The organism is Shewanella sp. M16 (assembly GCF_018224605.1).
GTDB classification, from domain to species: Bacteria; Pseudomonadota; Gammaproteobacteria; order Enterobacterales; family Shewanellaceae; genus Shewanella; species Shewanella oncorhynchi.
Map to the genome: position 1 here is coordinate 18,580 of NZ_JAGTUL010000032.1, position 24,865 is coordinate 43,444.

Consider the following 24,865-nt stretch of genomic DNA (forward strand, 5'->3'; position numbering starts at 1 on the left):
TTAGTGACCTGATACAAGACGCAGTGTGAGCTTGATTGCAAAAACGATTGAAAATACTTTGTTTTGTATAAATAGTGTGCTTGGAGGCTGTTTGATTCTCATTTAAGAGTGGTTTGTAAAATATTTTGATACTTTAACCCTTTTAGTCATTTACGCCGTTTACAGCCTTAGGTCAACATCAAAGGCATTCAACATGAAAACAATATACTCCCAGAAAACCATTGCACATTCCTTATTACCTTGGGGAAACGCCAGCATATCGGCGAGCAATAGCGCAGCTTTATTCTTAGTCATGCTGAGCTTAACGGCCTGTGGCGGTAAAGGCTCTGAGGCTCAACAACGACAAGCGGAGCTGCAAGCCGAACAGAGTCATAAAGAAGTGTCACTGCGCCGTGCTGAAATGCGTGATGCTACTCAGATTGAGATGGCCAGAGTCGCGGCGTCGATGCAAATGTCTACCCATGGTGCAGTGATGGGAATGAACATAGCCCCAATGCCGTCAGACTATGCCGCGATTCCGTTAGCACAAAATAAATTCGAGCCGCTGGTACAAAATGGCATCATGGTGGCCGGAGAAATTCCAGTATCGACGTTTTCCATCGATGTCGATACTGGCAGTTATGCCACCTTAAGACGAATGCTGAGGGAAGGGCGCTTGCCCGAGAAAGGTACAGTCAGAGTTGAGGAAATGCTCAATTATTTTTCCTACGACTATCCCTTACCTGCTAAAAATGCCGCACCGTTTAGCGTTACGACAGAGCTTGCGCCATCCCCTTATAACAATGACATGATGCTGTTACGGATTGGTCTTAAAGGGTATGACTTACCTAAATCTCAGTTAGGCGCGAGTAACTTAGTCTTTTTGCTCGATGTGTCAGGTTCTATGGCATCTGCTGATAAATTGCCTTTACTGCAAACTGCGTTAAAGCTGCTAACAGCGCAGTTAAGCGCGCAGGATAAAGTTTCTATTGTAGTTTATGCAGGGGCTGCTGGTGTAGTGCTCGATGGCGCGTCGGGTAATGACACTCAAACTTTAACCTATGCGTTAGAGCAATTGAGCGCAGGTGGTTCAACCAATGGTGGGCAAGGAATCACACAAGCCTATCAATTGGCGAAAAAGCATTTTATCCCCCATGGTATTAATCGAGTCATCCTCGCGACTGATGGTGATTTCAACGTTGGTATGACAGATTTTGATGATTTGATTGCCTTGATTGAGAAGGAAAAAGATCATGGTATTGGCCTGACAACCTTAGGGTTCGGTTTGGGGAATTACAACGATCAACTCATGGAGCAATTAGCGGATAAGGGCAATGGTAACTATGCCTATATCGATACCCTGAATGAAGCTCGAAAAGTGCTGGTGGACGAGTTAAGTTCAAGCTTGTTCACTATTGCTAAAGACGTCAAAGTGCAAGTGGAGTTTAATCCGGCCTTAGTGTCTGAGTATCGTCTAATCGGTTATGAGAATCGTGCTTTAGCACGGGAGGATTTCAACAACGATAAGGTGGATGCGGGCGAAATTGGCGCGGGTCATACAGTGACTGCCTTATATGAATTAAGATATGTTGAAGCAGGGCAGATGGCGAATGATAAACTCAGATATGGCGTTGATGCTCAAACGGGGCAAGAAAAATACAGCCGTGAAGAAATCGCTTTCCTTAAACTGAGATATAAGCTGCCAGAGCAAACACAGAGTCAGTTACTGAGTTATCCCATCAGGTTAGACCAAAATGTTAAGCTGTTAGAACAAGCGAGTGATGATTTTAGATTTGCAGCAGCGGTTGCAGGATTAGGGCAATTACTGAATGGCAGCCATTATCTACATCAATTTGATTATACTAAGTTAAGCCAGTTAGCACGTTCGGCATTAGGGGACGATCCCTTTGGATATCGCCATGAGTTTGTGCAATTAATGGAAACCGCCGCGGCCATAGAGCAATCTAATCATGTGCCGATTAAGAAGGTATTCGATGGTACGGATAAACCTTTTCCTCCCCAAGATAAGCTTCATGGCGAGCCAGTGAGAGACAAGAGCAATACGCGCAATGAGAGATTACAATAGTAAAAGTAAATTCGTGGGGCTAACCCCAATGATGAGGAATTTCCCGTGGCATTAGCAATAGCGCAATTATCAAACCATGAGCACTCAGATGAGCAATTGATGTTGTGCTATGCCAAGGGCGATTCAAAAGCATTTGAACAGTTATACCTGAAGCACAAAGGTGCACTCTATCGCTACTTTGTACGCCAGTTAGGTGATAAGCAGTTAGCTGAAGATTTGTATCAAGAAACCTGGGGGCGGGTGATCCGCGCTGCGGCTAACTACGAAGCCAGTGCTAAGTTTACTACCTGGTTGTATCGTATCGCTCATAACTTATTGATTGATCATGTGCGGGCGGTTAAGCCCGTGGATTTTGTCGCTACTGATGAAGATGATGTAGGGCTCGATACTTTTGTGGCGGGTGAGCAAGATAAACCCGATGTGCAGTGGCAAGAAGCGCAAAAGAGCTTATTGCTAAAGACCTGTATCGCACTGTTACCCCAAGTTCAGAAAGAGGCATTTATCCTGAATATTGAAATGGGTTTTACGGCTGCCATCATTAGCGATATTGCGGGCGTGACCTTAGAAGCGACTAAAAGCCGTATTCGTTATGCTTACCAAAGCCTAAAAGATTGTGTCAGCGCGAAATGGCAGGAGGCGGGTCATGAGTAATTCTTCTTCAAGTGCTGATGAGCGCGCATTACAACAGGAAGTGCTGGCTTGGTATCGCCAACAGGCCTTAGAGGTTCCACCGCAGCAACTTGATCAAGATATCTTACAGCTGGCGCAAACTCACTTAGCTGAAATGCATCAAAGCAAAATAACCGCCGTTGAAGCGCCAAGTTCCGTCTGGCGACGCCATCCTTGGGCGTTATCGAGCGCGGCATCGTTAGTGCTTGTTGTTGGTCTGCTGGTGCTGAATCGACCTCAAGTCGAAGATGCACTTGCTCCAAGTCCTATGGTGATGAGTGCCCCTGCGCCACAAACGATGGCAAGAATGGCTGATACTGAAGCGATGCAATCTTTAAACATGCAAACAGAAGCCGTGGCTGAACATAAAAGACAGACGGAAATGCAGCAAGCTAAAGCCGCATTGGGAGCAACTGAGCAGCAGGATACAATTAGCCCCGCTATCGCTGCAAGGTCTATGAATGCACCAAAATTATCTGAGTCTGCTGAAATCAATCAAGTGTCATTGACTGAGTATTTACATCGGTTACAAGTCCTCATCGAAGCGAAGGAGACTGAGCAAGCATTCGTGCTGGAACAAAAACTGCTCAAAGATTACCCGTATCTTGCAGTTAAGGATGTCGATGAAGCGCAGCAAATCGAATCGCAGCAAGTATTAAGACTTGAGTTTAAAAAGCTACAACAGCAATTACATCAGCTTGCCAAATGACTATGTGATTGTGGTATTTAGTAATAAAAAAGTGATTAGAAATCGCAAAGTGGTGAGATAAACAGCTAAATTTCCCTGAAATATGCCGAGACGTGCTAATGTTTGTGGTCTGTTTACTGTTTGGTATGTGATTTACTTGATCAACATCATAAAGTGAACAGGTTTTAGCCTGTTATATTGGTGTTAGTTCACGACTTGGCTAGTATCAATAGTCAGACCCATATTCAGGAGGCATTATGCTTAAAAGACTCATGCATGATCATAAACATATAGCTGTATTGCTAAATGTTTTAAAAAACAAGCAGATGAAACTATCCGAAGGTGAGTCAATCAACTTCAGCGTCGTGCGCGATATTGTTGAATATATGCAAGGATATGCTGAACGTTGCCATCATCCCATTGAAGACATTATTTATGCCTACTACCTAGCCCATAAAACGAACGATACTATCGATAAATTGAGTGCCGAACATGAGTCGGTGATCCAATCCTCGGCCACCTTGATGGCGACTTTAAACTTGATCCTCAGTGATATTGTGGTTGCCCGCGAGAAACTGATTGTTGATTTTGCAGAGTATGTCGCATTGCAAGAGCGACATATGCAGATGGAGGAACGGGAAATATTTCCTTTGTTAGCCAAAAGTTTAACTGAGCAAGATTGGCAAGTTATTGAGTTAGAGTGTCAGAAATCGCTGATCGATGATCCTTTGTTTCTTGACCGAGAGCAGAAAGAATTTGAAGATTTACGGGTTTATCTCACAGCGTCTGACTAATACTCTTTAGTTTATTGGGTCCATGTTGTCGGCTTAAGCTGGTGTTTTTATACGGCTGAGGAGCACATTTTTGATTCTGACGGCGATGTCTCGTGAGCCAAAGTTGGTTGGGATTTGTAAAGTATTATCGGTGTTGATGACGTTGGTTTTTATCGTAACTTACTGGTTTTTTTGATGTGTTTTTAAAGCTCCGGCTCGTAAGGCCATACCCCGCTTATATTCTGTTTTCTCCAATAGTTGTAAATAAAAAAAGCGCCGAAGGGCGCTTTTCTATTCATGTTTGAAATGATAACTAGCTCATATAAACATGTAATTACAACTGGATAGCATCAATGTCGTAGTTAAAGTTATTATCGATTTCTTGGAGTTCTTTGAGCAAACGATGCTTATCTTTTAACGCTTCGATTTCACGCCATTTACGCTTTTTATTGGAGCCTCGCGAACGATCGGGTCTTTCAACGACTTCATCTAGCGCACAACCATAATCTAAACGATCCATGGCAACCTCCTGTTGTTGTATGTTTTGTCAGCGATTAAATAACATATTTTTAAAACAGGGTGCAAGAATTATGTTTCATTTGTGTTAAGTTGAAATGAACTTTGAGTGATATGTCATTGATGTTATATGCAGAAGTAGAGCGGAGTTAAGCAGGAAAACTTAATAAAAAGAACGGGGTAGAATTAAAAAGCCAGCAATTGCTGGCTTTTTGTTCGATTAGATTTTGCCTTGTCGATAAAGGTTAATCAATGCGTTGCTTGAGGCATCTAAAGCATCGGAATCTTGCTCTGCGCCAATGCGTGCTAACACATCGTTACCGAGATTCTTACCGAGTTCTACACCCCATTGATCGAAGGAGTTGATATCCCAAATAGCACCTTGAACGAAGGTTCTATGTTCATACAAGGCAATTAAAGCGCCTAGGGTACTTGGAGTGAGCTTATCCATAAGTAAGGTGTTACTCGGCTTGTTACCAGGCATGACTTTATGTTGAGCGATCAGCTGCTTCTCTGTGGCGGATAATGTGCTATTAGCAAGTTCGGCTAAAGCTTCATCAAAAGTACGACCTTGCATTAAGGCCTGGGTTTGACCGAAGCAGTTTGACGCTAATTGGTCATGGTGCTCACCGATAGGGTTATGGCTTTGCAGCGGCATAATGAAATCGGCAGGGATCAGTGCGGTACCTTGATGTAATAGCTGGTGGTAGGCATGCTGGCCATTAGTGCCTTCGCCCCCCCAAATGACGGGACCTGTGCTGTAGTCAACATCAGTACCATTTAAGGTGACTGACTTACCGTTACTTTCCATATCGAGCTGCTGGAAGTAAGCGGGTAGGCCTCGTAGATAATGATCGTAGGTTAATACGACATGGGACTGAGCATTAAAGAAGTTTCCGTACCATAGGGAGAGTAATCCCATGATAACCGGCATATTCTCTGTCAGTGGCGCTGTGGCGAAGTGCTCATCCATCTGATGCGCACCCGTGAGTAGAGCCCTGAAGTTATCCATACCGATCAAAAGTGCAATCGGTAAGCCAATCGCTGACCAGAGAGAGTAACGGCCACCAACCCAATCCCACATAGGGAAAATATTGTTTGCATCGATACCAAAATCTGTCGCTTTTGCTACGTTTGAAGTGACTGCGACAAAGTGTTTTGCAACATCAGACTGCAAACCGCCTTTCGCCAGGAACCAGTCTCTTGCGGTGAGGGTATTAGTTAAGGTTTCCTGTGTCCCGAAAGATTTGGATGACATGATGAACAAGGTCGTTTCAGGATCCAGTAACTTCAGCTTTTCACTAATAGAAGTCCCGTCGACGTTTGCCACAAAGTGACAATTTAATTCGGGGTTCCAATAAGGGCGCAACGCTTGAGAGACGATTTTGGGGCCTAGGAAAGAGCCGCCAATACCAATACTTACAATATCGGTTATCGCTTTACCTGTGTAACCTTTCCATTGACCTGACGTCACTGAGTTCACAAACCCTTGCATCTTATCTAGAGTTTGTTGAACTTCAGGAACTATGTCTTGACCCTCGGCAATAATCGTTCGTTCTGCAGTACTGCGAAGCGCTGTGTGCAGTACGGCGCGCTTCTCTGTGGTGTTAATGATTTCACCTGCAAACATCGCTTTGATTTTTGCTTCAAGTTGGCTATTGCTTGCCAACGCAAATAACAGATCCAGCGTTTCCGCTGTTGCTCTGTTTTTAGAGTAATCGAGTAATAAACCACAGGCTGATAGCGACATTTTATTGAAACGTGCCGCGTCAGTTGCAAACAATTCCCGCATATGCGGAACATTTTTACTGTGTGCTGATAAAGCTTGCCATGTTGAGCTTTGGGTCAAGAGTGTCATTTCACCGTCTCCAGAGTGCTTAGTTCGCTAGCTTAGCCGTGAGCATGACTTCGAGCTTACCTTGGTCTATCGCAAAGTTTCGAATGCCTTCGGCAAGCTTATCAACCGCCATTGGATCTTGGTTAAAGTCCCAACGGAATTGTGCTTCAGTCAATGGGGGTTCTGCAGCGACAGTGGTCGTTGCTGCAACCAGTTTAGGTGTGATGTCAACTTGCGAATTAGCCAGTTCTTCTAATAGAGAAGGGCCAATGGTCAGACGATCGCAACCTGCTAGCTCAATAATTTCACCGATATTACGGAAACTTGCACCCATAACAACAGTGTCAAAACCGTGTTGTTTGTAGTAATTATAAATTTCAGTCACTGAAATGACACCAGGGTCATTTACGGCATTGTAATCTTTACCCGTATCTTTTTTGTACCAATCAAGTATGCGGCCTACAAAAGGAGAAATGAGATAAGCACCCGCTTCGGCACACGCACGCGCTTGAGCAAAGCTAAATAGTAGGGTTAAGTTGCAGTTGATGCCTTCTTGCTCTAGTTCTTTAGCGGCACAAATGCCTTCCCAAGTTGAAGCGAGTTTGATCAGAATGCGTGATTTATCTACACCCGCTTCTTTATATAGGCGAACCAATTTATGGGCTTTAGCGATTGATTTTTCTTTATCGAATGATAAACGGGCATCAACTTCAGTTGAAATACGGCCAGGAACGAGTTTCAGTATTTCTACGCCGATATTGACCGCTAGTTTGTCGCTGGCATCATCAAGTTGCTGCACGAGATCGGTACTTTGTGATTTTGCCCAGTCGATAGCGTTATCTATAAGGGATTCATATTCAGGAATTTGAGCCGCTTTCAAGATGAGTGATGGATTAGTGGTCGCATCTTCAGGTTGGTAGCGTTTAATCGCTTCGATGTCGCCTGTGTCAGCGACGATAGTGGTATATAACTTGAGTTGCTCTAATGTATTGGCCATGAAAAACATCCTTCTCAGGTAGCAGTTTTAACTCGGAATTCACTGATGACTATTAGAAGCGATTTTGCCAACTTTTCCAACCTTGAATGTAAAAAAATTACAAAAATGACAATTTTATGTCTATTAAGGTATGGCTCGAGCTACGGGCTATCATCTTGGCTGCAGTAGAGGGCGTCGCTTGTCCTAGTGTATACCCCACAAAAACAAAAAGTCGCTGCAAGCAGCGACTTTTTTACTTCAGTAAGTACTATTACTTCAGAACAGGTTGTTTTGTTGTGGTAGTCACGATAGCTTCGATGCGACGGTTCGCAGCGTGAGCTTCTTTTGAATCACCAGCAACCAATGGCTGAGTAACACCGTAACCGTTAGAAGTTACGCGGCTTCCGCTGATACCATATTTCTCTATAAGAATCTTGGCAACGGCGTCAGCACGTTTGTCAGACAATTCCATGTTGTATTCTGGTTTACCTACATTTGAGGCGTGACCTGCGATTTCAACAGTGAAAGCTGGGTTTTTGTTCAAATAGTTAGCTAATCTTTCGATGTCTTTGTAGTAAACATTTTTAACTACAGCAGAATCGTTAGCAAACTGGATTGAACCTACGTCTTCTTTGTTCTTCACGTTTTCATAGATAGTACAGCCAACAGAGTCAACTTTGTGAGTTGCTGGTGTTGCTGGACATTGATCTTTGTCGTCATAAACGCCATCGTTGTCAGAATCAACAGGTGCTGCGGCAACGACTGCAGCGGCAACTGGAGCTACAACAGCAGCAGAACCGAAGCGGTAGCTTAATTCTAAGCCCCAATAGTTGCTATCTGCTTCAACAATATTGTAATCATCGTTTAAGTTTTCATAACGACGATATTTAGCTTGTAATTTTAAGTTGTCAGTGAAGTTGTAACCAACACCAGCACCCATGTATGGAGCAAAGTCATTCGTACTGTATGAACTTGGAGTGCCATTGTTTTGGCTGTTTTCAAGGCTATAGTACATAACACCGGCTTCAGCCGATAGGCTCCAGCGGTTAGCTAGTGGCCAAATACCAACTAGTCCAAGTGTAGAACCTTTAACGCCTGCATCATTACTGATAGTACCATCGATCCAATCTGCATTACCTAAATCACGGAAGCCGATTTCAGCACCGAAGTAATCGTTGAACATATAGCCTGCGAAAACATCCCAAGCGTATGGACTGTCTTCACCGTTCTGAGTGGCAACGTGCTCGTAGTTATTAACGCCTAAACCGGCACCAACATACCAAGGTGTAAGTTCCTGAGATGCGCTGGCTGCGAGTGGAAGCAGAGATGTCAGTAATACTACTTTTAATGTGTTCTTCATCATTTTATTTACGTCCATTGATTATGATTCTCCACCAATATGCTTTGCTGGTTTTGTGCAAAACATTGCTAGCACTTAGTGTGGGGATCCTTTGATATTTTAGCCAGCGGTTAATTATCACTTGGTTTGTTAACTTTTTCCAGTATTAAGATCAACCTTTTAAAGGTTGTCATTCTGTAACTGGTATTTTTAATGCAAAAAAGGCACTCCGAAGAATGCCTTTAAATTACAATCTAATGTTAATTAGATGTTTCTGTTAGCGTGTCCATACCCAATTTTCGATTTCTACGGGGTCTACACCATTCGCTTTAATATAGTTGCGGTGGTCAACTAATCTTTGCAGCATATCAGTGGTAATAGAGACGTGCATAGTTTCATCAATAACGCCCTGTTGGAACAGCTTGTAAGCCATATCAATTACAAGGTGATAGCGAGATGTACCGTTACGAACACCCATATCAAATGGCGTTGTTGTTGAACCTTCTTCTTCGTAGCCTTTAATTCTGAAGCGACGGCTGCCTTTGTAATCAAAAATTAACTTTTTGATTGTATTTGGGTAACCATGGTAGTTGAATACCACGCCTTTATCTTGAGTAAATATTTCGTCCATTAACCAAGGTTTTTCTTTAAATTTACGGCTACCTAAGCCATCACTGCTTAATTCAGTGACACTAACGAAGCGGATTTTCACTCTTGGAAGGAGTTCTCTGATTAATACTAGAGAAGCCATACATTCTTGAGTGACATAATCACCACAACCTGCCAGCACAATATCGGGATTCTCATCTGAGGCAAAATCCCACACCATTACGCCGTCTTTTGTTTGTTTACGCGCTTCTTCCAAGCTTAGCCATTGTGGTAACTCTTTTTTACCTGCAACCAGAATATTGAGTTTGTCACGGTCAGCGAAGGCTCGCTCTGTATAAACCAATGTGCTGTTGGCATCTGCGGGTAAGTAAGCCGAGATTATTTTTGGATGTTTCTCCAGCATAGCCCCAAGGAAAGATGGGTTTTGATGTGAATAGCCATTATGATCTTGGCGCTCAAGTAATGAAGATAATACGACATTACAGGCTGGCAGTGGCTTACGGAAATGCACACCTTGGCTGGCGTAGACATATTTACAGTACTGATCGGCCATCGATGAGATAACTTGTGAGAATGCTTCGTAGGTGGGTAGCATGCCGTGGCGGCCTGTTACTGTGTAACCATGTAGCATGCCAAAAAGTAAGTTTTCAGAAAGCAGTTCAATGACTCGACCTTCACGGGACATATCTTCATCCCAACTCTCAATTGGCCACTGCCATGCACGATCGGTTTCTTCAAATACAGCTTGTAGTTGATTTGAATAGGTTTCGTCAGGGCTAAAAATACGTAGATTACGTTGGTCGCGGTTTAACTTGAATGCATCGCGCATCCATTCGCCCATTTTTAGCATTGAATAGCCACGTTGACCACGTGGTACTTCTGGGCCATAGCTGAGTTTTTCAAGATCTGGATTGGTTAATGCTCTAACAACTTCTCCGCCATAGGTTAAATGTTGACGGCCACAGGCAAGTTGTTTAGGTGGGATTAATGAACAAATGTCGGCATCAAAAATCAGTTCGCCTTTTTCATTCATTTGGTAGAGTTCTTGGAAGTCGTAACTGGCAAGCCAATTATCCAGCGCATCTAAATGACCCTTATCAGTGGCACATTTATTGACGATTACTTGATGCGATTCGCAGTTACCTTCTAATTTCTTACCTTTATATTCACTGACACCAGTCCAACCTTTGGCTGTACGCATTAAAATGACTGGCCATTTTGGTTTAACTACATCTTCGCCACTGCGTGCTCGACGTTGAATGTCATTGATCATGGTATAAGCGGTATCCATGGCATTTGTCATCTGCACATAGATATCTTCTTCTAATTCGTTATCAACTATGATGGGGAAATAGCCAAGACCACGGAATTCAAGATCCAGTTCTTCATGGCTCATACGTCCCATGCGGGTAGGACCGGAAATCTTATAGCCGTTAATATGCACAATTGGCAATACTGCACCGCTGGTCGCAGGTGAAACTAAGCGGTTTGCATACCAAGATGCGGCTAATGGTCCCGTTTCTGCTTCGCCGTCACCAATTAAGACGGTTGCGATCAGATCTGGATTATCTAATACTGCCCCCCAGCCTACTGAGAGTGAGTAGCCTAATTCGCCACCTTCAAGAATTTGTCCAGGTGCTTCAGGGTTTGCATGTGAAGGATAACCATAAGCGGCAGAAAACTTCTTACAAATATCTTCGATGCCAGTTTCATTGTAGGGAATAGTTTCTGGGTAGAAATGACTTAAAGAGCCTTCAATGAATAAGTTTGCTTGTACAGCAGGAAAACCATGGCCTGGACCGACTAAATAGATAAAAGAGCGGTTATGCTTCACTATCAAGCGGTTAATGTTGGCATAGACAAAGTTAATACCTGGGCAGGTACCCCAATGGCCAAGTAAACGTGGCTTGATATCAGTATGGGCAAGTGGACGTTTATGTAAGACGTTTTGTTTGAGGTAAATTTGCGAGGTCGCAAGAAAGTTTGTCGCTCTGACATACTTTTTCAGAGCATTGATTTCATGTATTTGTGTCATGTTAAGCCTCACTAAAACAAACAAGAGATGATTGAAGTTTCTATGGGGTTACTATATTTGTAGTTTTATTACAAAAATGTGCCCTACATCCAAATTTTAAAAGTTGTTTTTGCTGTTAAAAATAATAGCGCAACTTAGACCTTTTGTTAATCTAGCTTTAACAGTAGCTTAGCTAGTGTTGTAAGACGTGATATCAATGACGTTTAACTGTGCAAACGCGAGCTTGATCACATGAGCAATTTCGAATACTGTGCTATTTTGCTGCGTTGAATTCGGTAGCCGTGATGTTGTAAATTCACGGAAGGATAATTTGAAAAAATAAATCTACCGAAATTCTTACCTTTAACTTGGAAGGATTCATTCACCACAGATGTTGTACCTTTAATTGCAATTAGAGGAGCATTTGCTACGGGAAGAAGTAAAATAATATGTTAGAAACCATAGTTAATTTTTTGAATGCGCTACTTTGGGGTAAGTTGTTAGTATATGGACTAGTAGGAGCTGGTCTCTATTTCACCATTAGACTTGCCTTTATTCAGTTAACCCACTTTAAACATTCCATCAAAGTTATGACCATGAGTCGGCAAGGTTGTGATAGCGGTCTTTCTTCATTTCAAGTCTTTTGTACGAGTATGGCAGCCCGTGTCGGTGCTGGTAATATGGCCGGTGTTGCTGTTGCTATTGGTGCAGCGGGTCCAGGTGCAGTATTTTGGATGTGGCTTATCGCTATTTTAGGTATGGCGACTGCTATGGTTGAATCAACCTTAGCGCAGGTTTATAAAGTCCGAGATCATAATGGCCAGTTCCGCGGTGGTCCTTCCTACTACATGGAAAAAGGATTGGGTCAGAAATGGATGGGCATTTTATTTGCTGTCTTTTTGATCATTGCTTTTGGTTTAGTATTCAATGCAGTACAAGCTAACACTATTACCGGTGCTATGGAGCGAGTATTTGGTTTTAATCCAACCTATGTAGGGATTGGGCTAGTGATTGCCAGTGGATTTGTGATTGTCGGTGGTCTACGTAAAGTCGCGCGAGTATCTGAATTTCTTGTCCCCATTATGGCCTTAGCCTACATTCTTGTAGCCTTCATTATCGTTATTTTCAACCTCGAACAATTACCTGCGATTATTAGCTTAATTGTGAAAAGTGCTTTTGGTTGGCAAGAGGCTGCCGCTGGCGGCGTGGCTTATACTGTCGCGCAGGCAATGCAAGCGGGTATTGCTCGCGGACTTTTCTCGAACGAAGCGGGCATGGGCAGTGCGGCGAATGTCGCGGCAAGTGCATCGCCTAACCCTAATCATCCAGCATCCCAAGGTTTTGTGCAGATGATGGGCGTGTTTGCGGATACTATCGTTATCTGTACTGCAACGGCTGCGATAATCCTGCTATCAGGGGATATTGGCTCGAGTGATGATGGGATTCGATTAACCATTAATGCCATGTCTGCACATGTTGGCGACTGGGGTGGCGCATTTATTGCGGTGGCTATTTTCTTATTCTGCTTTACATCCATCATAGCCAATTACTCATACGCTGAAACAAATGTGATGTACTTAATGGGAAATAGTACCAAAGCACTGCCCTTATTCCGTTTGTGTGTGCTTGGCATGGTCATGTTTGGTGCCGTCGCTAAGATAAGTTTAGTGTGGAACTTGGCTGACGTTTCGATGGGGTTGATGGCGACGGTAAACATTGTTGCTCTATTACTATTATCGGGTCTGGCAATTCGCGTTATCAATGATTATCGTGAACAGATCAACGCGGGTAAGACTCCAGAATTCGATCGTAGTAAATTTCCTGAGTTGATGGATCAGCTTGATGATGATATTTGGCAAGATACCAGTCTTGTGCCGGCTAAAAAGCTTTAATTAGCCTAGCGCATCGACAATAGCCATTACTGATTGTTGTAATCGAAAAGACCACGCTGTTAAAGCGTGGTTTTTTTATGCTCGTTCAGTATCATAGGCATGTATTTTTGTTTCTGTTGGGAGTTTTTGATGTTGATATTGGTTTCGCCGGCGAAGACCTTAGATTTTGAACTGCCGCCACTGACGCAGGTGTATTCACAACCTGATTTTTTAACTTATAGTCAGGAGTTGATCCAAGTGTGTCGGCAATTGACCCCTACAGACATCGCCACTTTAATGAAGGTGAGCGATAAGATTGCGGGTTTAAATGCGGCACGTTTTGGGGAGTGGCAGCCTGATTTTAGTTTAGATAATGCAAAACAGGCCATTTTTGCTTTTAGAGGCGATGTGTATACTGGCTTTGATGCTGATACATTGTCTGAAGATGAAATTGCTCGAACTCAGTCACAACTACGTATTTTATCTGGACTTTACGGTTTGCTCAGACCGCTGGATTTAATTATGCCTTATCGTTTAGAAATGGGCACGGCACTTTCTAATCCTAAAGGTAAAAACCTATATGAGTTTTGGGGAGAGACGTTAACTCAAGCGGTAAATGAAACGCTTGCTGAAACGAATAGTGATATAATTGTCAATCTTGCATCTAATGAATATTTCAAAGCAATAAAGCCTAAAAAACTTCAAGGGCAATTAATTTCACCCATATTTAAAGATTGTAAAAATGGTCAATATAAAGTGATCAGTTTTTTTGCTAAGCGTGCTAGAGGCATGATGGCGAGATATCTCATTACGCATCAAATTAACACTTTAGATGAATTAAAAGCATTTAATGTTGCTGGTTATTATTATAGTGAAGAGCAGAGTTCCCCAATAAATCCAACATTTTTACGTGAAGAGCAATAGTGAAATATCGATAAGATGTTAATTGATAGAGAACAGTTAATGCTGTTCTCTATATCATTGATGGCCTATTTTTCAGATTGAGTGACTAAAGGCGTTAATGTCACCGTTGAATTTGCCATGATATAAGCAAATTGTGCGTAGGCGGCGACGTTTTGAGCCAATGCGGCAGGGGCGATTTTATCTAAGGTATCATTCGGTGTGTGATGGTAATCGAAATAATCGTGGCCATCTTGCCTCAAAGATGCAACTGGAACACCTAAGGCGGGGAGCATAGACACGTCTGGCCCGCCAGAAGCTTGGTTATTGCCCAGTGCAACGCCATTGAATGACATAGGGCTGAGCGCTTGCTGTACTTCTGTGAATATGTTCTCATTCACCTTAGTATCGATTTGATAAATTCTACCGGCCCCAAAATCAGACTCTGCAGCTATGTAGTGCAGCGGTAATTCCGCTTTATGAGCCTCTGTATACGCTTTACCACCAACGAGCCCAACTTCTTCAGCGGCATATAGCACGACTCTAACAGTGCGAGCGGGTTTTATGGGGAGATCTTGAATGTGCTTGGCTGCAGCCGTCACAATGGCGACTCCAGCGCCATCATCAATCGCGCCAGTACCTTCATCCCAGGAATCTAAATGAGCACCAATGAGCACTATTTCATTGGGCTTACTACTGCCCGTTACTTCGGCAATGACATTGTAAGAAGTATTAAAACCTAAGTTTTTTGGCGACATATGCAATTCGAGCAGGGCATTAGGATCGCGTTTTAGTAATGCACCAACCAAATCAGCATCGGGATTTGACATGGCAGCCGCGGGGATCTTAGGAACGCCATCTTGGTAGCGCATGATGCCAGTATGGGCCATGCGGTCATGATCTGTGCCAATAGAGCGTATCACAATAGCAACAGCCCCTTTTTGTGCTGCAGCGACTGCCCCTTTCGAGCGGCCACCAACGCTTTTACCATAACCTTCACCAGTGATATGGCGCTCTGTTTTTTGGTCAATAAAAACAATCTTACCTTGCACCTCTTCAGGCTTGGCTTGTTGTAATGCCTCTAGGCTATCAAAGCGCGCGATTTTAGCTTGTATACCTCCAGCAGGAGTCGCAATACTGCCACCAAGCGCAGTAATGACCAACGGCTGTTCTACAGGGACGGTGATTTTGGCTTTGGCTTCACCGCGCTCCCAAATTGGCACTTGTACGGCTTCTTTATAAACACGGTCAAAACCAAGGCTGGTCAGTTTATTTATCGCCCAGTTAACGGCGAGGATATCCTTTGGACTACCTGCAAGTCTTGGACCCACTTCAACCGTGAGTGATTCGACTAAGTCATAGCTTAATTGCGAAGATAATGCTGCCTGTTGTAATTGAATGACTTCACTAGGAGCAGTTTCTACTTGAGTTTGGCACGCACTTAAACTCCCGATTAAAAGACTCGAGAGAAGTGTAGTTTGATAGGGCTTCATTAGATTTCCTTTATTTTTATTAAGCATGTCCCATTTTTAAAAACAATCTAGCAAAAAGTGTGCTTTATGTCCCGACTATATCCGTAAGGCGACGCTATATTAGCGCAGGGGTTAGTTTTAGGAGAGAAAGTGCGTAATGAATATTGAATTAATGCAGGAGCGAGCCGATCATGCCGTAGTGCTATTAAAGGCACTCGCGAACGAACGCCGTTTATTTATTCTTTGTTATTTATTGAATGAAGGAGAAATGTGCGTTGGCGAAATGAATAAAAAATTAGGCTTAAGTCAATCGGCACTATCACAACACCTTGCTTGGTTACGCAAAGATAATTTAGTAACCACACGCAAAGAAGCGCAAACGGTATTTTATTCACTCAAAAGTGATGAAGTACGGGAGATGATTCACTTATTGAACAACATTTATTGTCATTAATAGTGTTTTTCAGATATAAAAAAACCGGCAATTGCCGGTTTTTTTCATTTGCTATTTTATAGATTAAGCAGCGATTGCTTTGATCTTAGCGTTCAAACGTGCCTTTTGACGAGCGGCTTTATTCTTGTGAATAAGACCTTTAGTCGCCATACGGTCAACGATTGGTTGTGCAACAGCAAAAGCTTCTGTTGCTGTTTTGTGATCGCCTGCTTTAATTGCAGCGATTACTTTTTTAACGTATGTACGTAACATTGAGCGACGGCTGGCGTTATGCTGACGACGCTTTTCAGATTGAAGCGCGCGCTTCTTTGCAGACTTGCTATTAGCCAAGGTGCAACTCCTAAAAACTGGATTTGATACTTTTAAAGGCCGAGGAATATGCCTGCATTTAGTCACTTTGTCAATGACTATGATTGAATATTCATCATAAAGATAAATTAATCCAACCTGCCTTGGCTATCTTCGACCCAACTCGTGTAATATGTGGCGCAATTCTAGCAGCTATTACCGCAGTGTGACAGAGCCTGAATCGATTTTTTGAGATGTATCACCTAATCAATTCGATATGGGTCTGGGGGACGTTTGAGTAGAAAATTATTAAAATCTGGCCTGATTGTTAGTGCTATGACATTGATATCCCGAGTTTTAGGTCTAGTTAGGGATGTGGTTGTTGCTAATTTGATGGGCGCAGGGACAAGTGCTGATGTGTTTTTCTTTGCAAATAAAATTCCTAATTTTTTACGCCGTTTGTTTGCTGAAGGGGCTTTTGCACAGGCGTTTGTACCTGTTTTAACTGAGTACCAAGAGAAACATACCGCAGAAGAGACTCGTGATTTATTGAGTAAAGTTGCGGGCACATTAGGTTTACTAGTGACAATAGTGACCCTTTTGGGGGTGGTTGCATCACCTGTGTTGTCAGCTTTATTCGGTGGTGGTTGGTTCATCGCTTGGCTTAACAACGAGCCAGATGGTGCTAAATTTGAACTCGCTACCGTTGTGCTTAAAATTACTTTTCCTTATCTGTGGTTTATCACATTTACGGCATTAGCGGGCTCAATTTTAAATACCCGAGGCCGTTTTGCGGTATCGGCTTTTACCCCCGTATTTCTCAATGTGGCAATTATTGCGGCGGCTATTTTCTATGCGCCTACATCGACCCAGCCTGAGATTACCTTGGCTTGGGGCGTTTTTTGTGGTGGTTTGATTCAGTTCCTATTTCAAATTCCCTTTTTATTGCGTGAAAATGCGCTCGTCAAGCCTTCTTGGGGCTGGCATCACCCGGGCGTGGTGAAAATCAGAACTTTGATGATCCCAGCATTATTTGGCGTGTCTGTCTCACAGATTAACCTGCTATTTGATACATTTATCGCCAGTTTTTTGATGACGGGTTCAATAAGTTGGCTCTATTATGCCGACCGTTTACTCGAATTCCCCTTAGGATTGTTTGGGATCGCGATTGCTACTGTGATTTTACCTGCGTTGTCACGAAACCATGTGAATGACGAAGGTGCAGGCTTTGGCAAGACGATGGATTGGGGGATTAAAGCGATTCTACTGCTAGGTCTACCGGCTATGATGGGGTTGATCGTGCTCGCAAAGCCCATGCTGATGGTATTATTTATGCGCGGCGCTTTTTCATTGCATGATGTTGAAATGGCTTCCTATAGTTTGATGGCTTATGGCAGTGGTTTGCTTAGCTTTATGTTGATTAAGGTGCTTGCTCCTGGCTATTACTCTCGTCAAGATACCAAAACACCTGTGCGTTATGGCATTATTGCCATGATCACAAACATGGGCTTTAACTTGCTGTTTGCTATTCCTTTTGGGTATGTTGGACTGGCGATTGCGACTTCGATGTCAGCATTGCTTAACGCCACATTACTATACCGAGGCTTGCATTTAGCTGGCGTTTATCGTGTTTCTAGGCCGACTATGGTGTTTTTTGCTAAAGCCGTGGTCTCTACAGCCTTGATGGTGGTAGTCTTGTATTACTTTTTGCCTTCACAACAAATTTGGTTAGATTGGCATTTGTTCGATCGTGCGAAAGCCTTGATAGGCTTAATTTTAGTTGGGGCAGTCAGTTATTTATTGTGTCTGCTTTTGCTCGGAATTCGTCCTTGGTCAATTAAACGAGGAGCTTGATTGCTGATTCTCATCGCTAGCTGTTATATAATCAGCCGATTTGCGCTTGGCAGTTGTCTAACGTTATGGAATTAATCCGCGGTATACATAACATTTTGTCATCCCACCACGGGTGTGTATTGACTATAGGTAATTTTGACGGCGTCCATCGTGGTCATGCACAAGTGATTGCGAATTTAGTGCAGAAGGCGAAGCAGTTATCGCTGCCATCGACATTAATGACGTTTGAACCTCAGCCGCAAGAATTGTTTAGCGGCGACAACGCGCCGGCTCGTTTAAGTTTATTACGTGATAAAGTCATTTTACTCGATGAACTCGGGGTTGAGCGGTTAGTGTGTGTTAACTTTAATCGCACTTTTGCTAATCAACCTGCTGAGCATTTTATTGAAGAATTGTTGGTCCGCAAACTGGGTGTCAAATACCTCGTCGTCGGTGATGATTTTTGTTTTGGCCAAGGCCGTAAAGGCAATTTTGAGATGCTAGTGCAGGCGGGTATCCAATATGGCTTTACTGTGGTCAGCACTCAAAGTTTTATGCTGGGCTCGCAAAGAGTGAGCTCGACTGCTGTGCGTGAACAATTGGCGAAGGGCAATCTTGAACAGGCGAGACGCCTATTAGGACACCCTTTTACCTTGAGTGGTCGTGTAGCGCATGGGCAAAAAATTGGCCGCACAATTGGTTTTCCCACCGCGAATATCGCCTTAAAGCGCAATGTTGTGCCGGTACGCGGTGTGTTTGCGGTTAAATGTTATTGGGATAACAGCGATATTTATGAGGGCGTAGCCAATATTGGGTTTCGCCCGACAGTGAACGGTCAAGTGTGTCAGCTTGAGGTGCATCTTTTTGATTTTGAAGGTGACATTTACGGCAAACATGTTGAAGTCGAGTTGGTGGCTAAACTCCGAGATGAGCAACCTTTTGACTCATTGGATGCGCTAAAAAAACAGATTTTAAATGATGCAAATGAAGCCAGAGCTTTATTTGGTAATGATGCAGGCTAAAATTTATCAGTTTAATTAACGGTATAGGATCAATGAGCGACTATAAATTTACTTTGAATTTGCCGGAAACAGGGTTTCCGATGCGTGGTAATTTGGCAAATCGCGAGCCAGAGATGTTAGAGCGCTGGACAAAAGACGGTTTGTATCAACAGATCCGTGATAGCCGAATTGGCCGTACTCCCTTCATTTTGCATGACGGCCCACCGTATGCGAATGGCAGTATTCATATTGGTCACTCAGTTAATAAAATCCTCAAGGACATTATTGTTAAGTCAAAAACCATGTCTGGTTTTGACGCACCTTATGTACCAGGTTGGGATTGTCATGGTTTGCCTATTGAGCTGAAAGTTGAGCAAAAAGTGGGTAAGCCAGGTCAAAAAATCTCTGCGGCAGAATTCCGTGAAGAATGCCGTAAATACGCTGCAGAGCAAGTTAACGGTCAACGTGAAGACTTTATCCGTTTAGGTGTGCTGGGTGATTGGCAAAATCCGTACTTAACGATGGATTTTTCAACGGAAGCTAATATCGTTCGTTCTTTATCGAAAGTGATTGAGAGTGGTCACTTGCATAAAGGCGTCAAACCAGTGCATTGGTGTACTGATTGCGGTTCTGCCTTAGCTGAAGCTGAAGTGGAATACGAAGACAAAACATCACCTGCTATCGATGTGGCGTTTGTGGCTGCCGATAGCAAAGCTGTTGCGGTTAAGTTTGGGGTAAGCGATTACTCACATCCTGTCTCTATGGTAATTTGGACGACCACGCCATGGACGCTACCAGCGAACCGCGCCTTGTCTTTGAGTCCTGAACTGGATTACAGCTTAGTCGAATTCGAAAAAGACGGTGTGACGCAAGCGCTTATTTTAGCTGAAGTCTTGGTTGAATCTTGCCTGACTCGCTATAACATCGAAAGCCATACAGTGCTTGGTACAACCAAAGGCGCTGCGCTTGAGCTTGTCCGCTTTAATCACCCGTTCTTGGATTTTGATGTGCCTGCAATTTTAGGCGATCATGTTACTACTGATGCGGGTACTGGTATCGTTCATACTGCCCCTGGTCACGGTCAAGACGACTTTGTTGTTGGGCAAAAGTACGGCTTAGAAGTCGCAAACCCTGTTGGCGACAACGGTGTATACAAGCCTGATACTGAGTATTTTGCTGGGCAACATGTTTTTAAAGCTAACGATAACGTCGTAGCTTTACTGAGAGAAAAAGGTGCCTTGCTGAATCACGTGGCTTACCGTCACAGCTACCCACATTGCTGGCGCCACAAAACACCAATTATATTCCGCGCGACACCGCAGTGGTTCATCTCTATGGATAACCACGGCCTACGTACGCAAGCATTGAAAGAAATTGAACAAACCCAATGGATCCCTGATTGGGGCCAAAGTCGTATCGAAAAAATGGTTGAAAACCGCCCTGACTGGTGTATCTCACGCCAACGTACTTGGGGTGTGCCTATCACGCTGTTTGTGAACCGAGAAACCGAAGAGTTGCACCCTGATAGCGTGTCGTTAATGGAACGCGTGGCGAATCGTATCGAACAGCAGGGTATTCAAGCTTGGTGGGATCTTGATGCCGCAGAATTGCTGGGTGATGAAGCGGAACAATACCGTAAAGTCACTGATACTTTGGACGTTTGGTATGACTCTGGTTCAACCTTCTCATCAGTGGTAGCCGCACGTCCTGAATTCCACGGACACGGGGTTGACTTGTATCTTGAAGGTAGCGATCAACATCGCGGTTGGTTTATGTCATCTTTGATGATTTCAACCGCAATGAATGGCAAAGCACCGTATAAGCAAGTACTTACCCACGGTTTTACCGTCGATGGTAAAGGCCGTAAGATGTCAAAATCTATTGGTAACGTGATTGCACCACAAACGGTAACCAACAAATTAGGCGCCGACATTCTGCGTTTATGGGTTGCGGCAACAGATTACAGCGGTGAGATGACGGTTTCAGACGAAATCTTAAATCGCAGTGCCGATGCCTATCGTCGTATTCGCAACACTGCGCGTTTCTTATTAGCCAACTTAAACGGTTTCGAGCCCGCTAAGGATTTAGTAGCCGTTGAAGATATGGTGGCGTTAGATCGTTGGGTTGTTCGCCGTGCCGCTGCGCTGCAACAGGAAATCATCGAAGCCTATGATCAATATAACTTCCATATAGTGACTCAAAAACTGATGCAGTTTTGCTCGGTTGAGTTAGGCAGTTTCTATTTGGATATCATTAAAGACCGCCAATATACGGCTAAGCAAGAAGGCCATGCGCGCCGTAGTTGTCAATCGGCGCTGTATCTGATCTCTGAGGCCATGGTGCGTTGGATTGCGCCAATTTTAAGCTTCACTGCTGACGAAGTATGGCAATTACTGCCTGGCAAGCGTGATGCTTATGTCTTTACCCAAGAATGGTATCAAGGTTTGAAATCAGTCACCTTAGCGACTGATTTGAGCGATGACTATTGGCAGCAGTTACTAACCGTGCGTAATGAAGTCAACAAAGTGATTGAACAAGCGCGTCGTGACAAACGTATCGGTGGCTCATTAGAAGCTGAAGTGACCTTGTTTGCGGATGCTACTTTGACTGAGCAATTAACCCATATCGGTGACGAGCTGAGATTTGTGTTGTTGACCTCTGAAGCCAAAGTATTGCCTTTAGCTGATGCTACATTGGAAGCGGTTGAGACTGAGTTGGCATCACTGAAATTAGTGGTTGCTTCAAGCACTGCCGAGAAGTGTGAGCGTTGTTGGCACCACAGAGAAGAGGTTGGCACTATTGAGGCTCACCCAACACTTTGTACTCGCTGCGTAACCAATATTGAAGGTGACGGCGAAGTTCGTCAGTTTGCGTAAAGGATCTGTATGCCATTAACTTGGAAAGACAGTGGCTTACGTTGGTATTGGGTAGCTGTATTGGTGTTTTTAGCCGATCAGCTATCTAAGCAATGGGTCTTAGCCAATTTTGATTTGTATGAATCAGTGAAATTATTGCCCTTCTTTAATTTCACTTATGTACGTAACTATGGTGCAGCTTTTAGTTTTTTAAGTGAAGCTGGAGGTTGGCAGCGCTGGCTGTTTACGATTGTTGCGATTGGATTCAGTACGTTATTGACTGTGTGGTTGCGTAAGCAATCGTCTTCTTTGTGGAAACTGAATCTAGCTTACACCTTAGTGATTGGTGGTGCTTTAGGTAATTTAGTCGATCGATTGATGCATGGTTTCGTGGTTGATTTTATCGATTTCTTCTGGAATAAGAGCCATTATCCAGCATTCAATATTGCCGACGCTGCTATTTGTGTCGGTGCAGTGCTGATTATTTGGGATGCATTTGTAAGCGATAAGTCTGAAGCTGATAGCGCTGAAGGGGTTAAAAAGTGACTGTGACACGTTCATTATTATGCCACATGAACATTGTGCTTGCTGATGGCTCAACTGCCGATAGCACTAAAGCCTCGGGTAAACCGGCTCGATTAAATGTGGGTGATGGTACTTTAAGTCCTGCATTTGAGGCGCAGCTGGTGACGCTTGCTGAAGGTGATAAGCACAGTTTCACGCTTGAAGCGATTGATGCCTTTGGCGAATCCAATCCTGATGCTATCCATTATCTAGATCGAAGCCGTTTTCCGGCTGACATGAATTTAGAGGCTGGCGTGATTGTGAGTTTTGCCGGCCCTGGTGGTAGTGAGATCCCAGGTATAGTCCGTGATGTTGCGGGTGATTCCATCACAGTCGATCTTAATCATCCTCTGGCAGGACACAAGATCACTTTTGAACTGGACGTAGTAAAGGTATTTTAAGATGAAACTCGATCCTACTAGCCCAAGTTTAAATATTATGCTCGCTAACCCGCGCGGTTTTTGTGCGGGTGTTGATCGTGCTATCAGTATTGTTGAACGGGCGTTGGAATTATTTTCGCCTCCTATCTATGTTCGCCATGAAGTCGTGCATAACCGCTATGTCGTGCAGAATCTGAAGGATCGCGGTGCGGTTTTTGTCGAAGAGTTAGATCAAGTGCCTGATAACAACATTGTTATTTTCAGTGCCCATGGTGTATCTCAAGCGGTGAGACAAGAAGCAAAGGCGAGAGGGCTGAGAGTCTTTGATGCAACGTGTCCTTTAGTGACTAAAGTACATCTTCAGGTGACACGTGCCAGCCGCAAAGGTATTGAGTGCATCCTGATTGGCCATGAAGGGCACCCTGAAGTCGAGGGTACTATGGGGCAATACGATAATCCTAATGGTGGCGTTTATCTGATTGAATCGCCTGCAGATGTTGAAGCCTTGGAAGTTCGCGATCCTAATAATCTCTGCTTCGTGACACAAACTACTTTGTCTGTAGATGATACTTTGGACATTATTGTTGCGTTACAAAAAAGGTTTCCCTCTATAGAAGGTCCGCGAAAAGACGATATTTGTTATGCAACGCAGAATCGTCAAGATGCGGTACGCAATTTATCTGCAGACGTTGATTTGTTGATTGTTGTTGGCTCAAAAAACAGCTCTAACTCTAATCGTTTACGCGAGCTAGCATTGAAAACAGGAACCCTGTCTTATCTGGTGGATACTGCAGATGATGTTGAGTCTAGTTGGTTTGATAATGTTACACGTGTAGCCGTCACCGCAGGAGCTTCAGCCCCCGAGGTCTTAGTCCAACAAGTGGTTCAAGCAATCGCTAAACTTGCCCCTAGTGTTGTGACTGAAGTTGAAGGGCGTAAAGAAGACACTGTTTTTGCTGTGCCAGCCGAATTACGTTAAATCTGTGTACTGTTTAATCGACAATAAAAAAGAGGCTATAAGCCTCTTTTTTATTGTCTCAAATTCATTCAAAGCATAATGATGTCAATGCTTATGTGCTAATGTTACTGGCTACTTACATTTTACTCATCTATTATTAACTGTTGGTGATTTTTATCGTAATACTAAGATTTTAAAAGGTAAATAGCTGAAAAGCTTGTCAAAAATATGGCTAAAATCGAAAGGTTGACACAAAGGGGATTTCAACGGGGCTTCTCATTAATTGAAGTGCTTGTTGCGTTAGTGATCTTAGTCATTGGCTTAATTGGTATTTTTAATCTGCATATTGTTGCAAAGCGTGGCAGCTTTGAATCCTTTCAGCAAACTCAAGCCTCCTATTATGCAAACGATATTATCAACCGGATGAAGCTTAATAGAACACAACTGGTCAATTACGATGGTGAGTATACAGGCTCTCTGGGTAAACCCGGTAATGTTTGTGACGTTGCTGTTGGCGCAGTGAGTATATGTACTCCAGAAGAGACTGAAGCTTGGGATCTTTACCAGTGGGAACAGAGTTTTATGGGGGCAGCCGAAGTTATGGATAGCCAGAATGTTGGTGGGTTAGACTCTCCAACAGCTTGCATTAATGTAGATGGTTCAACTGTAACGGTCGCAATTGCGTGGAGAGGGATCCGAGAGGGCGCGGGTACAAGTTATTCTGGGAGTGAATGTGGAGAAGATATTGGTACGCGTAGGCGGCTTTTTATTCTTTCGACAATGATTATTTAGGTTAACTATGT

Annotated in this window: 21 protein-coding genes; 14 read left to right on the top strand and 7 right to left on the bottom strand. The window is 43.5% G+C overall.

Annotated elements, in window-relative coordinates; translation table 11 throughout:
• The first annotated feature begins 193 nt into the window (after window positions 1-193).
• The 4 genes from KFE26_RS18230 to KFE26_RS18245 all read left to right on the top strand — a co-directional run bounded on the left by KFE26_RS18230 (window position 194) and on the right by KFE26_RS18245 (window position 4,216).
• Window positions 194-2,065 (top strand): VWA domain-containing protein, encoded by a 1,872-nt coding sequence (locus KFE26_RS18230; protein ID WP_212601280.1) that lies wholly within the window; start codon window positions 194-196, stop codon window positions 2,063-2,065.
• A 45-nt stretch (window positions 2,066-2,110) separates the two neighbouring features.
• A complete protein-coding gene (locus KFE26_RS18235; RefSeq protein ID WP_212601281.1) occupies window positions 2,111-2,716 on the top strand; it encodes a sigma-70 family RNA polymerase sigma factor in 606 nt (201 codons plus the stop codon).
• Window positions 2,709-3,443 (top strand): hypothetical protein, encoded by a 735-nt coding sequence (locus tag KFE26_RS18240; RefSeq protein ID WP_212601282.1) that lies wholly within the window; start codon window positions 2,709-2,711, stop codon window positions 3,441-3,443. Before KFE26_RS18235 ends, KFE26_RS18240 begins: the two co-directional genes overlap by 8 nt.
• A gap of 236 nt (window positions 3,444-3,679) precedes the next feature.
• Window positions 3,680-4,216 (top strand): hemerythrin domain-containing protein, encoded by a 537-nt coding sequence (locus KFE26_RS18245; RefSeq protein WP_105249947.1) that lies wholly within the window; start codon window positions 3,680-3,682, stop codon window positions 4,214-4,216.
• Window positions 4,217-4,529: 313 nt separating this feature from the next.
• Here KFE26_RS18245 and KFE26_RS18250 read toward each other — a convergent pair whose 3' ends face one another.
• The 5 genes from KFE26_RS18250 to KFE26_RS18270 form a co-directional block, all read right to left on the bottom strand.
• Window positions 4,530-4,715, bottom strand: coding sequence for a DUF3545 family protein (locus tag KFE26_RS18250; RefSeq protein ID WP_006080618.1), 186 nt, complete (start codon window positions 4,713-4,715; stop codon window positions 4,530-4,532).
• A 216-nt stretch (window positions 4,716-4,931) separates the two neighbouring features.
• On the bottom strand, window positions 4,932-6,569 hold the full coding sequence (gene pgi, locus KFE26_RS18255; RefSeq protein ID WP_212601283.1) for a glucose-6-phosphate isomerase: 1,638 nt from the start codon (window positions 6,567-6,569) through the stop codon (window positions 4,932-4,934).
• A gap of 19 nt (window positions 6,570-6,588) precedes the next feature.
• Window positions 6,589-7,545 (bottom strand): transaldolase, encoded by a 957-nt coding sequence (tal, locus tag KFE26_RS18260; protein ID WP_028760931.1) that lies wholly within the window; start codon window positions 7,543-7,545, stop codon window positions 6,589-6,591.
• Window positions 7,546-7,795: 250 nt separating this feature from the next.
• The gene (locus KFE26_RS18265; RefSeq protein WP_212601284.1) at window positions 7,796-8,902 is read right to left on the bottom strand and encodes an OmpA family protein; all 1,107 of its coding nucleotides are present in this window, start codon (window positions 8,900-8,902) and stop codon (window positions 7,796-7,798) included.
• Window positions 8,903-9,140: 238 nt separating this feature from the next.
• Window positions 9,141-11,507, bottom strand: coding sequence for a phosphoketolase family protein (locus KFE26_RS18270; protein ID WP_105249944.1), 2,367 nt, complete (start codon window positions 11,505-11,507; stop codon window positions 9,141-9,143).
• Window positions 11,508-11,935: 428 nt separating this feature from the next.
• Between KFE26_RS18270 and KFE26_RS18275 the strand changes: the two genes are divergently transcribed.
• A complete protein-coding gene (locus tag KFE26_RS18275; RefSeq protein ID WP_113941318.1) occupies window positions 11,936-13,378 on the top strand; it encodes an alanine/glycine:cation symporter family protein in 1,443 nt (480 codons plus the stop codon).
• Window positions 13,379-13,507: 129 nt separating this feature from the next.
• On the top strand, window positions 13,508-14,281 hold the full coding sequence (gene yaaA, locus KFE26_RS18280; protein WP_212601285.1) for a peroxide stress protein YaaA: 774 nt from the start codon (window positions 13,508-13,510) through the stop codon (window positions 14,279-14,281).
• A 65-nt stretch (window positions 14,282-14,346) separates the two neighbouring features.
• Here yaaA and KFE26_RS18285 read toward each other — a convergent pair whose 3' ends face one another.
• Window positions 14,347-15,750, bottom strand: a complete 1,404-nt coding sequence (locus tag KFE26_RS18285; protein ID WP_212601286.1) for a M28 family metallopeptidase — start codon at window positions 15,748-15,750, stop codon at window positions 14,347-14,349.
• 136 nt (window positions 15,751-15,886) lie between these two features.
• Here KFE26_RS18285 and KFE26_RS18290 point away from each other — a divergent pair, with 136 nt between their 5' ends.
• Window positions 15,887-16,183, top strand: a complete 297-nt coding sequence (locus tag KFE26_RS18290) for an ArsR/SmtB family transcription factor (RefSeq protein WP_006084975.1) — start codon at window positions 15,887-15,889, stop codon at window positions 16,181-16,183.
• 63 nt (window positions 16,184-16,246) lie between these two features.
• Here KFE26_RS18290 and rpsT read toward each other — a convergent pair whose 3' ends face one another.
• Window positions 16,247-16,513 carry a 30S ribosomal protein S20 gene (rpsT, locus tag KFE26_RS18295; RefSeq protein ID WP_011790375.1) on the bottom strand — a complete coding sequence of 89 codons (267 nt, stop codon included), beginning with the start codon at window positions 16,511-16,513 and terminating at the stop codon, window positions 16,247-16,249.
• Window positions 16,514-16,765: 252 nt separating this feature from the next.
• Here rpsT and murJ point away from each other — a divergent pair, with 252 nt between their 5' ends.
• From murJ to pilV, 7 genes are all read left to right on the top strand, one after another.
• Window positions 16,766-18,325 carry a murein biosynthesis integral membrane protein MurJ gene (gene murJ / locus KFE26_RS18300; protein ID WP_105249941.1) on the top strand — a complete coding sequence of 520 codons (1,560 nt, stop codon included), beginning with the start codon at window positions 16,766-16,768 and terminating at the stop codon, window positions 18,323-18,325.
• Between the two features lie 65 nt (window positions 18,326-18,390).
• Window positions 18,391-19,326 carry a bifunctional riboflavin kinase/FAD synthetase gene (gene ribF / locus KFE26_RS18305; protein ID WP_105249940.1) on the top strand — a complete coding sequence of 312 codons (936 nt, stop codon included), beginning with the start codon at window positions 18,391-18,393 and terminating at the stop codon, window positions 19,324-19,326.
• Window positions 19,327-19,358: 32 nt separating this feature from the next.
• Window positions 19,359-22,181, top strand: a complete 2,823-nt coding sequence (gene ileS, locus KFE26_RS18310; RefSeq protein WP_212601287.1) for an isoleucine--tRNA ligase — start codon at window positions 19,359-19,361, stop codon at window positions 22,179-22,181.
• 9 nt (window positions 22,182-22,190) lie between these two features.
• Window positions 22,191-22,706 (top strand): signal peptidase II, encoded by a 516-nt coding sequence (gene lspA, locus KFE26_RS18315; RefSeq protein ID WP_028760922.1) that lies wholly within the window; start codon window positions 22,191-22,193, stop codon window positions 22,704-22,706.
• Window positions 22,703-23,125 (top strand): FKBP-type peptidyl-prolyl cis-trans isomerase, encoded by a 423-nt coding sequence (gene fkpB, locus KFE26_RS18320; RefSeq protein WP_212601288.1) that lies wholly within the window; start codon window positions 22,703-22,705, stop codon window positions 23,123-23,125. Before lspA ends, fkpB begins: the two co-directional genes overlap by 4 nt.
• A gap of 1 nt (window position 23,126) precedes the next feature.
• Window positions 23,127-24,083 carry a 4-hydroxy-3-methylbut-2-enyl diphosphate reductase gene (gene ispH / locus KFE26_RS18325; protein WP_212601289.1) on the top strand — a complete coding sequence of 319 codons (957 nt, stop codon included), beginning with the start codon at window positions 23,127-23,129 and terminating at the stop codon, window positions 24,081-24,083.
• 183 nt (window positions 24,084-24,266) lie between these two features.
• Window positions 24,267-24,854 carry a type IV pilus modification protein PilV gene (gene pilV / locus KFE26_RS18330; protein ID WP_212601294.1) on the top strand — a complete coding sequence of 196 codons (588 nt, stop codon included), beginning with the start codon at window positions 24,267-24,269 and terminating at the stop codon, window positions 24,852-24,854.
• The last annotated feature ends 11 nt before the right edge of the window (window positions 24,855-24,865 follow it).